The 12,942-nt window shown below is 41.1% G+C and carries 13 protein-coding genes; 10 read left to right on the top strand and 3 right to left on the bottom strand.

Annotated elements, in window-relative coordinates:
• The first annotated feature begins 150 nt into the window (after positions 1-150).
• On the top strand, positions 151-549 hold the full coding sequence (locus MHM99_RS19675) for a hypothetical protein (protein WP_053103826.1): 399 nt from the start codon (positions 151-153) through the stop codon (positions 547-549).
• Between the two features lie 654 nt (positions 550-1,203).
• On the top strand, positions 1,204-2,490 hold the full coding sequence (locus MHM99_RS19670) for a site-specific integrase (RefSeq protein ID WP_015067952.1): 1,287 nt from the start codon (positions 1,204-1,206) through the stop codon (positions 2,488-2,490).
• A 23-nt stretch (positions 2,491-2,513) separates the two neighbouring features.
• Here the strand turns inward: MHM99_RS19670 and MHM99_RS19665 are convergent, their stop codons facing one another.
• A complete protein-coding gene (locus MHM99_RS19665; RefSeq protein ID WP_015067951.1) occupies positions 2,514-3,029 on the bottom strand; it encodes a PIN domain-containing protein in 516 nt (171 codons plus the stop codon).
• Entirely contained in the window at positions 3,013-4,083 is a 1,071-nt protein-coding gene (locus tag MHM99_RS19660; protein WP_168463456.1) for an XRE family transcriptional regulator, read from the bottom strand. The genes MHM99_RS19665 and MHM99_RS19660 overlap by 17 nt, the downstream gene beginning before the upstream one ends.
• A gap of 719 nt (positions 4,084-4,802) precedes the next feature.
• On the opposite strand from MHM99_RS19660, the gene MHM99_RS19655 reads away from it, so the two are divergent.
• The 6 genes from MHM99_RS19655 to MHM99_RS19630 all read left to right on the top strand — a co-directional run bounded on the left by MHM99_RS19655 (position 4,803) and on the right by MHM99_RS19630 (position 10,876).
• Positions 4,803-5,387 (top strand): hypothetical protein, encoded by a 585-nt coding sequence (locus MHM99_RS19655; RefSeq protein ID WP_168463457.1) that lies wholly within the window; start codon positions 4,803-4,805, stop codon positions 5,385-5,387.
• A 1,178-nt stretch (positions 5,388-6,565) separates the two neighbouring features.
• Positions 6,566-7,462, top strand: coding sequence for a site-specific integrase (locus MHM99_RS19650; RefSeq protein WP_168463459.1), 897 nt, complete (start codon positions 6,566-6,568; stop codon positions 7,460-7,462).
• A 7-nt stretch (positions 7,463-7,469) separates the two neighbouring features.
• A complete protein-coding gene (locus MHM99_RS19645; RefSeq protein ID WP_168463460.1) occupies positions 7,470-9,503 on the top strand; it encodes an AAA family ATPase in 2,034 nt (677 codons plus the stop codon).
• A gap of 18 nt (positions 9,504-9,521) precedes the next feature.
• The gene (locus MHM99_RS19640) at positions 9,522-9,968 is read left to right on the top strand and encodes a DUF6641 family protein (RefSeq protein ID WP_168463461.1); all 447 of its coding nucleotides are present in this window, start codon (positions 9,522-9,524) and stop codon (positions 9,966-9,968) included.
• 199 nt (positions 9,969-10,167) lie between these two features.
• Positions 10,168-10,575, top strand: a complete 408-nt coding sequence (locus MHM99_RS19635; RefSeq protein ID WP_168463462.1) for a DUF2787 family protein — start codon at positions 10,168-10,170, stop codon at positions 10,573-10,575.
• 70 nt (positions 10,576-10,645) lie between these two features.
• The gene (locus MHM99_RS19630) at positions 10,646-10,876 is read left to right on the top strand and encodes an RNase H1/viroplasmin domain-containing protein (protein WP_168463463.1); all 231 of its coding nucleotides are present in this window, start codon (positions 10,646-10,648) and stop codon (positions 10,874-10,876) included.
• A gap of 174 nt (positions 10,877-11,050) precedes the next feature.
• Here the strand turns inward: MHM99_RS19630 and MHM99_RS19625 are convergent, their stop codons facing one another.
• Complete coding sequence (locus tag MHM99_RS19625) at positions 11,051-11,920, bottom strand: hypothetical protein (protein ID WP_168463464.1); 870 nt, start codon at positions 11,918-11,920, stop codon at positions 11,051-11,053.
• Between the two features lie 234 nt (positions 11,921-12,154).
• On the opposite strand from MHM99_RS19625, the gene MHM99_RS19620 reads away from it, so the two are divergent.
• Complete coding sequence (locus MHM99_RS19620; protein WP_168482094.1) at positions 12,155-12,337, top strand: hypothetical protein; 183 nt, start codon at positions 12,155-12,157, stop codon at positions 12,335-12,337.
• A complete protein-coding gene (locus MHM99_RS19615; RefSeq protein ID WP_239220356.1) occupies positions 12,328-12,918 on the top strand; it encodes a hypothetical protein in 591 nt (196 codons plus the stop codon). The genes MHM99_RS19620 and MHM99_RS19615 overlap by 10 nt, the downstream gene beginning before the upstream one ends.
• Positions 12,919-12,942 lie beyond the last annotated feature (24 nt).

Genomic DNA, 12,942 nt, shown 5'->3' with positions numbered 1-12,942 from the left:
TGCTGCTCGAATAAGTTGAGCCAGTCTTGCACTTCTCTTCGTTGATATTGCGGCATGGTCATTCTCCTTAACAAAAAGAGAACACCATGCCGTAGCTAACTTATGAATTGAACGTGGGGATTACCGGACGGACACAGTTTCGCCGGAGTAATGGCGTTTATTTTTAGTGATTTGGTGGTATTTCCAGTGTTGCGGATTCAGGCGCAGTACTATGGCTGGAAAATGGCTATCTATATACTGATTGTATTTCTATGTGCCCTTGTAGGAGTCTCGCTCGTCATGCACTACGGACTCGATCTCTTGGGGCACTTACCAGATGCCTCCGGGTTTCAGTCGATGACCGATCGGGAGTTCTTCAACATTGATTACGCTTTTTTCTTGAATGTGGCCTTTCTTACATTAACCGGCGCATTCATCTTTTGGCATTACTCCAAAAAAGAGAAATCGACCTCAGGCAGTAAAAGCCTTGGCGATTGGGTATTGCTGACGCTTTCGATAATCGCGTATGTATGGCTTGCAATTGGTATTGCTGTGCTTCCATTTTTATAGTTTACAAGCGCAACTTTATGAATTAGTTAACTTTCATTTTGAGTTTTAATATTAGAAGTTGTTCTAAGTTTCAAATCAGTCCCATAAACGAGCAAAGTTTCTTTCATTTAAAACAAGGAGCCAGTGAAAGACGCTTGGAACGCCTTTCACTGGTATTGTGACAGTATAATATCCTCAGCTTCAATATAGCGACTGCTCTTCATTTTAATTGTTAGCCCATTTCTCAATTAGATCTTTGTTCATATTAAAAGGCTAAGAACTTCGGCTGTGTGGGGGATTTATAAAATCAGCTGCCATTATCAAATATAGCTAGGGAAAGTGACTGTCCTATTTACTTTCACAGTGAAACTATGGCTTAGTCGGTCGCAGCGAACGCTGAAGATTCGAAGGTTATGCGTTAATAAAGCGTTCAACGAATTTCAGACACAAAAACCGACTTGCGTCGGCTTATTGTTATCTCTTTCATTGGTAAGAAAAGAGATGGTACCAGTGGGCGGACTTGAACCGCCACCAGGTTTCTAGATTCAGACTAATAGGTCACGTTAATGTGTATTAACATAACCTAAAAATATCTATATAAAACAGGTAGCTATTGTAACTAAGCCATATATACTCGAAGTAAGCGCATTATTTTTTCTTTGCAAATGGGTATTTATGGCTAAGCAGTTAGCAAGACACGACATCGACGACACGCTCTACGTTTTCCTGCAAGATAACAGCAAAAAGTGGTACGCCCGTTTTCAACTTTTCGGGAAGTGGCATTGCAAATCAACTAAACAAGTTGATAAAGAAGAAGCTGTAGCAGCGGCTAGACTGTTACGTATGGAGTGGAAAATAAAAGCGGAAACCGGAACACTCACAACGAGCAAGCGTTTTCGCGATGTAGCTGCAAAAAGCATTCTTGCTATGGAACATGAGCTTGCTCACGGCGGTGGAAAAGTTAGCTACAAAGACTACATTGGGGCTTTGAAAAAATATCATATTCCATTTTTTGACCGTACATATATCACTTCTATTGACCAAGACAAGCTTAAAGAGTTCGACATTTGGCGAATACAAAAGGCTGGTAAGGTTCTTAACAAATCGACTCTTCTAAATCATAACGCTGCGCTACAAATGGTGTTTAAAGCAGCGATTGAAAACCAATGGATGTTGCCAGTTCAGGTTCCAGTATTAAGCAACAAAGGAGAGCAGGGGGCTAGACGTGCTGCTTTCAGCGAAGTTGAATATGAGAAGGTCGTTGAAACTCTCGAAAGTATGAGAGACAACAGCCGTAAGGAAAAGACAAGGCAAATAAGAGAACTTTTACTTGATTATGCTGACGTAGTTGTCAATACAGGTATTCGTCCTGGCACTGAAATGGAAGAACTGACTTGGGCTGACATCTTAATGACGAGACAAGAGCACCAAGTTATTTTTAAAATCAAGGTACGAAAAGGCAAGACCACTAAACATACTGGCACTAGAACCGTTGTGTGCAAAGATGAATTTGTCTTTCCCCTAATGAATTTAATGGATCGTTTTCCTAATCGCCGACCGTCCGACAAGATATTTCTCTTAGCAGACGGTTCAAGTACCAATGAACTGGGTAGAACCTTTGTATCTGCATTAGAAGAAGCAGAGCTGAAGACCAGCCCAGATGGACCAAGAACACTCTATTCGCTGCGCCATACTTACATAACTTGGCAATTACTTAGCCGAACTTTAAGAGTTGATGTACTTGCTCGACAATGCGGTACTAGCATTGCGATGATAGAGCAACACTACAGTCATGTCGTCCCTAGTATGTTTGAGCAGGAGCTATCCGGAGTAACGTTCGAAAATAAAGAAGAAAGGGCAAAAAGCAAACGTGCGCTCGCACGAGGTTTAAAAACCAAAGAGTTACTTACACAGCGCTTCAAGGTTTGGGAGGCTGAGTACAGAAGGCGTGGTTGTATTTAAAGCAACGGTATAGTTCCTGATACTCATGGCTCAAGTGTATGTTCTTTCAATATTTGCTGTTCTGCTTCTAAAATATACTCTTCAGCTCTCCGCCATGGCAGCCTACGGCCAGCATTTTTCATTAGAGTTAATGAGGTCCTCGCTTCGTCCGCTGTAATAAGCTGTAGTATTACAAGTTGTTTTAAGAGCCACACTGTGCCCATGACAACAACAGCTTCATTTTCTGCTGCGGCTCGTAAATCTTTGTCTCCAGTAAGAAGTGGGCACTGATGATGTTTCGCCAACGCAAGCGCAAAACAATCATTGCGGCTAGGTTTTCGATATTGCTCAACAAGCGCTACGCTATAACTTACTAACTCTCCCTCAAGCTCATCAAGTCTCAAACCCAGCTCAATTAAATGGTTGTGTTCTTGTTCTAGTTCTTCGTAAAACAAGATATCGGGGATGGAGAAGTTATAAGGAAGTTGGAACATTTGTGGCAGCAGTTCCCCTTCTTCCATATCAATTAGGATGTTTGCGTCACTAATTAGTAATTGCATCAGCCATTCCTAGCTTACGTTCTTTGTGGAATGCTGAAAGTGGCATTTTTAAAAATTCAGCAGCTTTTGATTCTGTGATGTAATCTTCCGCTAACGCTCGATAGACGAGCTGTTTGTAAAGAAATGTTGTTTCTTGAGGGTAGGCGGTGCCTGGTTCCCGTGTACGCCACTTGAGCTTATTGAATTTCATGTAATATTGCTTTTGCAAAGATGATGAAATTACGTTTGCCTGACCCGCACGAACCAAAATGCCCATCATACTAATGCCAAACTCTTGCTTAAGCATAAATAGCTCACGCGGCTCAAGAGCCTGCCGATATGTGCCAAGGTGTTGTTTGATTGCTATCAAAGGTAGTAAAAAGGCACCTGCAAAGTGGTTGCATGCTTTCTCTTCGTCAATAGTATCAGGTAACCGACCGTGCAATACTAAATGACCTAGCTCATGAGCTAGTGTAAACCGCTGTCGATCTCCAGGCTGTGTTGTTGATACAACAATAACTGGTGACTCGTTGATCTGTCCGGCTAATCCATCAAACTTATTACCTATATTGACGTCGGTACAGATAACCATAATGCCTCGAGATTCAAGGCAATCGATCATATCAGGAATAGGGTTAAGACCTAACTGCCACTCTTTCCGCATTTGTTCAGCAATAGATTCAATTGCTTCTTCAGAATCAACTGTCTCGGGTAAATTATTTGGTAGAGTAAATTTACTTATCGGACGGACAGAATCTGGAAAAAGGTCTAGCAATTCAGTCCATAATTCAGCTTGATCTAGAACATCGCCATTTATACGGTCGAGAGTTTTCTGTGGGGTGTTAGAACGTTTTCGGTACTCAACATGTCCCAACGCCACTTTTGTTGGTCGAAAAAAGTATTCTGAGCGGACTCCTAAAGTCTTTGCGAGTTTATAAAGTTTCCCTGATGACGGCATTGCTTCGCCATGTTCGTACTTCTTAATAGCATTAGCAGATACACCAATTGCAATGCCCAGAGCGTTCATAGACATACCTGCAGCTTTACGAGCTCGCATCAAACGTTCTGAAAACATAGTCAATCTCCCAAGGGTTTATAAATTTAATTATTTTCACTAAATTATAAACCACGGGTGAGTCGATGTCGATGTTTTAACTAGGCCGCAATTAGTGAACTTGTGCTAGTACCTCTACTAAGACCTACGACTCTATGGATTATCACCATCGGTTACTATCGCTATTTGAGCTAAAGAGAAAAGATATATCTAACTTGGCCAATTGATACTTTATATGACTTTCTGTGGTGCCCCAGTAAAGAAAATTGCTATTCCAGGCAAGGCTGTTCATGCACGGCAGAACATCAGAGTTAACATCCTTTGGTACATAACTTTGAGAAATACGTTTATTACTTTGTCTTAAAAGAAGTAAATCAAGCCAATGCTTCGTTATGAGTGATAGGCCACAATAATCTTAGTATGACTGTGCAGCGTGCTTAATAGAGTACATTTTGATAATGGAATTGATGTTCTAGGTAATTTTTTGTCGATTATCATTAATTCGCAGTTGTGTAATTCAAATTTATGAGGGTGTTTACTAATCCTGAGCTCAGGATTTACTTCTAGGTAATGGTGTAAGGCTTTGATTAGTAATCTTATATTTTTTAATTTTTATGATATTCCTAATTGTTCTACCTTTTTATTTATTTTTTATGCAGATCGCTGTCGTTTTTTCTAATTCCTCCGTGAGCGGCAACTTTGTGTCGCTGATAGTCAATTAATTTGTTACGGAGATTATAATGAGTTTATTAAATGAAGATAAAATTTACGAGCTAGTCGATCTTATAAATGATTCACACTGCGATTTTGCAGAAAGTGTTACAACCCTTTACATCAATCAGGCTTATAATGTTATTGGCTTCCCAAACTTCAAAAGTTTCTGTACTGAAACCTTTCCAAGTATAAGTTACTCAATGCTGTTTGAACACGCAAAAGCAGGTGAGATAGCTTTAAGCTTATCTCTACCTGTTGGTAAGTATTCCAATTCATCACTATTAGCAATGCGTAAACTCAATGTTGATGTCAGGTGTCGAGTATGGCGTAAGGTCTGTAAAAATCTGAAAATAAAATCTGAGCCCTCACCGGAAAGCGTCACAAAGAAATTTGTTGAACAATGTATTAGCGAAACTGTTGATGCCCCCAAAAGTGGGCCAACTAAGGATGTTGACTTCTCTCGGTTGAAAGAAGCGCTAACGATCAAAGATGAAAAAGCAATTGCAAAAATAATATTTACGCTAATTGACGACGAAGAGCTAGTGCAAGCGCTAATTGAAGACCTCGAGAATTGCCTCATAGAACTGGAAAAATCAGAGGAGGAACTTTAATATGCGCGGAAATACAATCAATGTCGACATAGACGCCCTAAACATTTTAGTGACCGGGCTATCAAATGAAAACTTGGCCCAATTTGAGCAATCTTTGTTCAAATGTGTGGAAAAGCTTTCGTTCAAGAACCATTGTTCACCATACGCCATCATGAAGCGCTCTAGAAGTTACCAGCAGAGTGTAATTCTGCCGCTGTGCAAAGAATTTCAATATGGAAAGGTAAACACTGAAACACCTTGTTTAGTTATAAGCACTGGTTACAGATACTCTATCGATGAAAAGCTTCTAATTCAGTTGAAAGGTTTTCCGCTAACCAGATATCACTATGACGTTGCTCGTTTCTGGTTTAAATATCTCACCCGAAAATGTAATAAGAGGCAAGGCTTCACTCCCTTGTTCAGTATATCAATGTTTCATCTAGCGACTGATTTCTTTCGCCCGCTTGGGTCAATTGGCGTTGAGCTACGCGGAAGCAAAAAAAGTGCGTTTTATGTTGAAAATGGATCACTAACAGGAGTAGGTATCGGAAGTTTGCGGTCCGCAGTCAGAGTCACAGCGTACAGCCGAAACGAAAAACTCTTGAGGTCTGGCAGACCGAGTGCACCCAGTCTAAACAAGCCTTGCACCCGCATCGAGAAGAAAGTAAAACTGAAGAATGCAACCTGTTGGGAGGAGCTGATTTCACTAGTTGATAAGCATATAGCTCTCGACAATTTGTTTATCTACGACCTCGATAAGTTATTTACATCGACTCAGTTAGACTTCAGATTACTAAACTGTATTAAGAACTTGGGTGCTCATCAAGTTATTGCTGCTCAGCAAAGTGATAATGAGCGGAGAAAGCTGAGAAGGTTGATGGCTCGTCATCGAATAGATATTCATTCCGGGGAATACAGCTGGGATTATGGACCCTCTATCAAGTACCTCAAGCACTTTTGCAGCCCTTTTCGTAAGTGGGTTAGTAAGAGGGGGCGATGTACCCAAAAGGAGTTCGTTGAAACCTTCTTGAAGCAATAACAATAAACTTTAAAAGCTAAGGTGCCTGCGTACCTTAGCTTCACTACACTGGTACAAAACAGCCGTATAACCTCTCACAAAGCCTCGCTATCATATATTCAGCTTTTCACAGCAATTCCATTCTATTTCAATACTTTTAAACTAAATATCGGAGCATTTTATGAATGCAGCATGCCCCTATGCGCTGTATTTAGGTCGACTTGCGCCTAATAGTCAGCGCTCTATTGCTTCACAGCTAAATAGTATCGCCGATTTGCTACGTTGGCCCGAAAAAAAGCGTGAGATGATGTACCACAAGATAGACTTTCAGCAGGCTAGTCATATCAAAGCATTGCTTATTGCTAATGGCTGGTCTGCACGGTCTATAAACAGAGCAATGACAGCAATACGCAGTATTGTAGGCGTTGCCGTTATGTCAGGTATGGCGCCTGAAATGCAATTAGTTCAGCTCCGTGCTATCAGCAAAGTGAGCCACGGCGCGCATGACGGTAAGCCGCTTTCGGTTAAGCAGGTTCAAACGCTATTCGCACATTTGAAGCAAAATACGTCCGTACTCGGTATCCGCAATTATGCTGTATTGGCAACACTTCTAGGAACGGGGCTACGACGAAGTGAGCTAGTTGCGCTATTACTTCAAGACTATGTAGCAGGCTCGGCGCTTATCGTGAGAAAAGGAAAGGGGAACAAGAGCCGTACCGTTCACTTACCGGAGTGGACGCATGACGCGCTAAACGAATGGATAGTGCTACGTGGTAAACACAAAGGTTATTTGTTCCATAGAGTAGCGAGAGGTGGGAGTATTAAACATGATACTCACTTGTCTTCATGTGCTGTTTATTCACTAATTCGTAAATCTTTGTCCGCCATTGGCATAGAGGGCGTGTCACCACATGACCTTCGGCGTACTTTCATCACACGTTTACTCGAGCAGAATGTCGATTTAAATACCGTTCGACAGATGGCTGGGCATGCAGATATCAGTACTACGATCATGTATGACAAACGCAGTGAAAAGGTCATGCAACAAGCTGCCTCTTTACTTTCCTACAAATTGTGAGGTCTATATGTCTCATAAAGTATTAAGAAAGTCTGGTGAGTTGCATTATCTGGCGTGTGAGTGGAGCAAGCGGTTACTTCGATATTTGCCATCAGTTGATACCGATGTACTTAGTAAAAGCCTTGCGTCTAATCTGCGCGGAAGCAGTGTTTCTAGAGTACCGTTTTTCAAAGACAGAAATGAAAGCGTCAACTATAAAGCGTGCTTAACTATAAGTGATAGGCAACCTAAGGTTACTAAAACGTTTCTAGACAACTGTAGTTTCATCAGAAGCCTAATGGATTTACCGAAACAAACCGATTCGCTTGTTCAGTTCGCTTTACTTTCTCAAATAAATCAGTGGTTGAGGGCGTTAGCTTCATCCGTGCATTTACAGGCTAGTCATTTGTCTCTGAATGAAATTATTAAAGACATTACAGGCGTTAATGACGAGCAGTTTATTCACGCTACAGCGCGATTAAATCAATATGGTTTCTTACCGGATGTGGATTTTTCGTCGTATGATTTTGGCGAAATACCTAAGGCGCTTATCCGTAAGTTACTTACTGAAAAAATAACTTCCAGAGAAATGCTGGTCGAGCCGCTGCTTCACCCGTCTCCTAACGCTGTATTTGGGCTCAAGGATTTTCCGCATGTAAATACAGAGCTTTTAACGCGATACTTAAATGCTGCTACGCAAGCCAGAAGCGTGGGTACAAGTGTATTGCTGTACGGTGACTCTGGAACCGGCAAAACGGAATTATCTCGCGCTTTAGCGAAAAGTTGTGGCAGAACGCTCTATGAAATCCGCTCTACGGCACTAGCTAGCAACTATGCCGATGATGAATTTAACAGTCGTTTCCCTAACAAGGACAGGCTTCGTTATCTTTCTTTGCTCAACTCATTACTCACTAATAAATCTAACGCTATGTTGTTAGTCGACGAGTGTGAGGGCTTATTTGAAAATGCTGATAGCCAGTATAGTAAAGAGCACCTACAGCGTTTCATTGAGCAAAACGATATCCCTTGTATTTGGATAACCAATTATGTGCAGAGCCTTGAAGTCAGCTTTATCAGAAGGTTCAAGCTCGCTATTGATGTACCGTCATTGAAACCTGAAGAAATAGAAAGCGTTACGCGCTCCTACTTTCGTGGTTTGGGTTTGTCTCTTGTTGTTCGAAAGCAAATTAGTCAGGTAGAGAATATCACGCCTGCGATAGTGGCAAATGCAACTCACATTGCGCATACCATCAAAGCGAAGAACGTCGATGCAGAGGCTGTGGTAAACGATGTCGTCGAGTACTCTCTCAGAGCGACAGAGCAGTGGCAAGACAAGCTCAACTACAAGGGCGAAATTCCGTTTGATGTAAGCTACCTCAACATCAAGCAACCACAAGTCTACCTTGATGATATTACTTATGCACTTAAGCACAATCTACCTAGTCGAACGTTAATTTCAGGTCCGCCAGGTACAGGTAAAACCGCCTATGCTCATTATCTTGCTGAGTTAAACAATAGGAAGCTCTTGCGGATTAAATGCTCGGACGTATTAAGTAAATGGGTGGGTGAAAGCGAACGGAAAATTGCTGAACTCTTCCAGCGCGCACACACAGAAGAGCAGGTTATCCTTCTTGATGAAGTTGACAGCTTACTCAGTGCTCGTGAAGGTCTAAATGCTCAACATGAACTTCAGTTCGTTAACGAGTTTCTAACGCAAATAGAGTGTTTCACGCAGCCCTTGTTTGCTGCTACAAACTTTGCCACCAAACTAGATAAAGCGGTATTGTGTCGTTTCGACTTCAAGCTTGATTGTCAGTACTTAACTTCAGTGCAAGTGCTAGAGCTGTATAAACAGGTAACAAGAGTTAAAAGGCTAAGCGAGTCAGAAAGTGAAACGCTGCTTCAACTGAAATACCTAACGCCAGGTGACTTTGCCATCTTAGCGCGCCGCACCAAATTTCGCCCTAACGCATCAATTCGAGATTTTGCCATCAACTTATTGGCAGATGAAAACCAACGTAAGCAAGCAAAACCCCAACCGGGCTTTATTCGCCCTCACTAACCCATAGAGGTAAATACTATGTCTACATCCGTATTGAGTTCGCTCAAGGTCATCGCTCGCCCTAAAATTGAGCCTAAGCCTCCCGTTATCGGTAAGCGTTTAAAGCTTATTGAGAGACTAGAGCAACAAAAAGAGATGGCGCAATGCCTAATCGACAACAAACGTTTTGAGGCGTTTAAGGAAAAGAAAGTTAAGAACCCTGAAACAGGTGAAATCATCATTCAGCGCAGACCCACCACTGTTCGACCGTGGTATTACGATAGCGACGAATACTACTATCTTGAAATAAAAGTAGGTAATAAACCTATTGAACTTCAAAAAGGTAAACCTGCGATAGACGTTGGCGATAAAGCCAAGCTACCTGAGATTATCGATACCGTTATACAGGCGATTGAAAAAGGTGAGCTTGATAGCGCTCTACTCAAACCAGCTGTTCTTAAAAAGGCAGGGCCAAAAAGTCAATAAAAGTAGAACCGCTGAAAGGGTGATAATCAGTATCGCCCTTTCTCTTTCCGTGGTTCAGCAGTCAAAGGCTAAATGGCAAACCATCACGCTTTGTTTCTACAAGCAACTTAACGCTGCCTATACAACTAAATTAGCTTTTTACGCGACTGGCTTCGACAAAAAGCCAACCTATTTCAAATTAACATCAAGGAACCAAATTATGCGCATTCTTCGCGAAGGGTTAGCTTTGCCTGTTACTCACAAGTTTACTAAGGCAATAACGGTTATGCTCAACGAAGAGGGGATTTCGGGTGATAGTGTGACTATCAACTTTCGTGACCCGACTTACTCTGCCGAGAACGGTGGTTTTCATCCTGTCGAAATTAGACTGGAACGGCAAAATAATGCTTGGCATCTGTGCTACATCACAGACTTCGCTTACGTAGGGAGCGGCCCTTATGTAGAGTTAGCCAAAGACCTCGACTTTGATTTCCAAGCAGGCGTATTTCAAAACCTTTTTGGCGTTTTTCCTATTGAACAGGCAACCGATATGTATCAGATATGGGAGGGTAATTTTTTACATTATTGGCTAGAGCTAGAAGTCTTCAAAGTCAGCACTTCAACATAAGCAAAGTTACATTTCAAAAACTGTAAACCCAAGAACGGCGCAATGTTGCGTGTTTAATTTTGGAGTTTATATGAAAAGTAAAAAGTCAGAAACTTGGTATGTTGTTTTTGTTGGTGCATCCCCTGGTATTTACAGTAGGTATGATGAGGTGAAAAGATATACGCAAGGTATATCGAAGTCTTATTTTAAAAAGTACGATACTAAAAAAGAGGCGCTTGCGGCCTTCAAAAAAAGTAGCCGAGCCGACTATGATGCGAAGAAACACTTCCAATGGGGATACGAGCCACCAGTAAGGCGTTGAGTAGCCTTTTCAGTTGACCTAATCTTGACTGTTTGGGGTAGCCGATATTGGCTATCCTGTTTTTTGACAATACTCATGCAACTAAAAACAAACACTGCTTACCTTCTATGTTAAGGCGTGTAAATTTATCGTTAATCACACCAAAGTTTTCTTAATTGTACGGCATTAGCCTATTCATTGAGTTTTTTCCCATTGTTCAGGAAGCTTGTGTAAATCATCTAGTTGATACTGTTTACTTAGCTTAGGATGCTCCTTTATCAAATCTACTAGCTCAATGCCTGTTTCGATTGGCTTGAGGGCATATGCTTCGTCTAGCATTTTAACAACTTCTTTAAAATACAAAGCTGTTCCGTATTTTTGGATAGTAGGGCTGTTGTCGTATCGAAGCTCTTGCGCAATCGCAATCATCCAAAACATTGGACGCCACCACGAGTAAGAAAAGTCGCAACGTGCAATTACATCCCCTGCGTCTTTTTGATAAGCAAGTATGGTGAAAAAGTTGATTAATTCGTCCAGTTTATAACGGTCATGCTGCTCATTTTCTTTGAACTCTTCAAACGTTGAATATCGAGAAACAAGACTAATCCGCGGCCAATCAGCTTCAGATAGTGAAAGTTGCTCAGCGACAAAAAATCGGCTAATCACAAAGTCAAAGTAACCTCTGCTCGCCATCGCAGGAATAAGAATATTCATTGATGAATTTTTAACATTTTGAAAGTAATCACTACAGTAGGTTTGGAATAATTCTACGATAGCGTTCTCTTTCGCGTATTCAGCTGTTGTATTGTTCGCTTTAGCTGTCTCAGCCAATACTTCTCTAGTATCTTGAAGTTCTTGGATTTGAAGATAAACAGTTAAAATTACTCCACAGAATGCAAATCCAGCAAACAAAGCGTTTATACTACTGAAAACATCAGCTAAGGGCTGGCTGGTAAATTGGCGAATTACAGTTTGCTCGGTGCCTACATACCAAGCGCCTAACCAAAGCCCGAGAATTAACGCGCTAGATGTGGATATTATTAACAGTGTTGTTTTGCGCTTCATTTAAAGTCATTTGTTTTTGAAATTATGCATTTACATTAATATTCCATGAAACGAGCTGAACGTAAACTTATAAGAAGAAAATACACATTTTTAGATTTCATAGGGACGCTACTTTTCATTTAGATTAAGTTAAACTTGAGTTAGTCTGGAATATTATGATTAAAGACTCTCTCTAAGAGGGATTAAAACCATATAAAGCAAATTGCAGAAGAAGAGCAATTTGTTCCAGAGCGCATGGAAGATGTTATCAAACGAATGATTTACAACAGCCTAGAACCGTTGCGCGAAGAAGTGGCTGGTCTCATGGAGAAGCCTTTCAGTATATTTCAGCGCAAGAAAGCAACACCGCGCTTTACGGAGAAGCTGAAAGACTTTGTGAATACATTCTACGGTGGAGTTTATTTTAAATGGAATTAATTCAAATGGACGTTATGGACATGTCCGAACTTTCAAAACGCTCCGAAGGTAAAATCTATTCTTTAGCTATCTGTATATCAAATGTAGAGGAACGGGTAACAGAGATGTACAACACCGTTACCGATACTAGTTGGTTAAAACCATTAGATATTATTGATGAGCTGACTTATTCGTCGCGTTCTCAACCGACAATTGATAAAGTCGTTAATGAGATTCTCAACAACGTGCAAAGCGAATTATCCGAAGAGTTTGGAGAGTATATGGTTTCAGACACAGCTCTCTCGGCGCTAAAAGAATATTTAAGGCATTTGCGTCTTCCTCTTGCGGAGCTAATAAAAGAAAAAATTTCTGGTAATCCCGGTTTCGATTTCCATTCAGAAGCAACGGAAGCGGTAATCACTTTTGGTGAGGCTAAGTACAGTGGAGTTAGCAATGCACATGGAAGAGCATTAAGACAAATAAATGAATTTATTCTCGCTAAAAAGGATATTCAGGAGCTAAGTGACTCCCCCTGTGTCAGGATAGTTGTCGCCTCAGTTTTTCATAGTATTAGACAGGGTGCGGAAGTTAGGCATGAGTGAGACATTATCCAGAAGAACATAAAA

The sequence above is a fragment of the Alteromonas sp. MmMcT2-2 genome (assembly GCF_022348305.1).
GTDB classification, from domain to species: domain Bacteria; phylum Pseudomonadota; class Gammaproteobacteria; order Enterobacterales; family Alteromonadaceae; genus Alteromonas; species Alteromonas macleodii.
The sequence above is the reverse complement of the archived record's forward strand: the minus strand, read 5'-3'. Positions and strand labels throughout refer to the sequence as shown.

Coding starts and splice junctions, on each gene's coding strand:
- MHM99_RS19675 (WP_053103826.1), top strand. CDS start 151: ATGGCGTTTATTTTTAGTGATTTGGTGGTATTTCCAGTGTTGCGGATT.
- MHM99_RS19670 (WP_015067952.1), top strand. CDS start 1,204: ATGGCTAAGCAGTTAGCAAGACACGACATCGACGACACGCTCTACGTT.
- MHM99_RS19665 (WP_015067951.1), bottom strand. CDS start 3,029: ATGCAATTACTAATTAGTGACGCAAACATCCTAATTGATATGGAAGAA.
- MHM99_RS19660 (WP_168463456.1), bottom strand. CDS start 4,083: ATGTTTTCAGAACGTTTGATGCGAGCTCGTAAAGCTGCAGGTATGTCT.
- MHM99_RS19655 (WP_168463457.1), top strand. CDS start 4,803: ATGAGTTTATTAAATGAAGATAAAATTTACGAGCTAGTCGATCTTATA.
- MHM99_RS19650 (WP_168463459.1), top strand. CDS start 6,566: ATGAATGCAGCATGCCCCTATGCGCTGTATTTAGGTCGACTTGCGCCT.
- MHM99_RS19645 (WP_168463460.1), top strand. CDS start 7,470: ATGTCTCATAAAGTATTAAGAAAGTCTGGTGAGTTGCATTATCTGGCG.
- MHM99_RS19640 (WP_168463461.1), top strand. CDS start 9,522: ATGTCTACATCCGTATTGAGTTCGCTCAAGGTCATCGCTCGCCCTAAA.
- MHM99_RS19635 (WP_168463462.1), top strand. CDS start 10,168: ATGCGCATTCTTCGCGAAGGGTTAGCTTTGCCTGTTACTCACAAGTTT.
- MHM99_RS19630 (WP_168463463.1), top strand. CDS start 10,646: ATGAAAAGTAAAAAGTCAGAAACTTGGTATGTTGTTTTTGTTGGTGCA.
- MHM99_RS19625 (WP_168463464.1), bottom strand. CDS start 11,920: ATGAAGCGCAAAACAACACTGTTAATAATATCCACATCTAGCGCGTTA.
- MHM99_RS19620 (WP_168482094.1), top strand. CDS start 12,155: ATGGAAGATGTTATCAAACGAATGATTTACAACAGCCTAGAACCGTTG.
- MHM99_RS19615 (WP_239220356.1), top strand. CDS start 12,328: ATGGAATTAATTCAAATGGACGTTATGGACATGTCCGAACTTTCAAAA.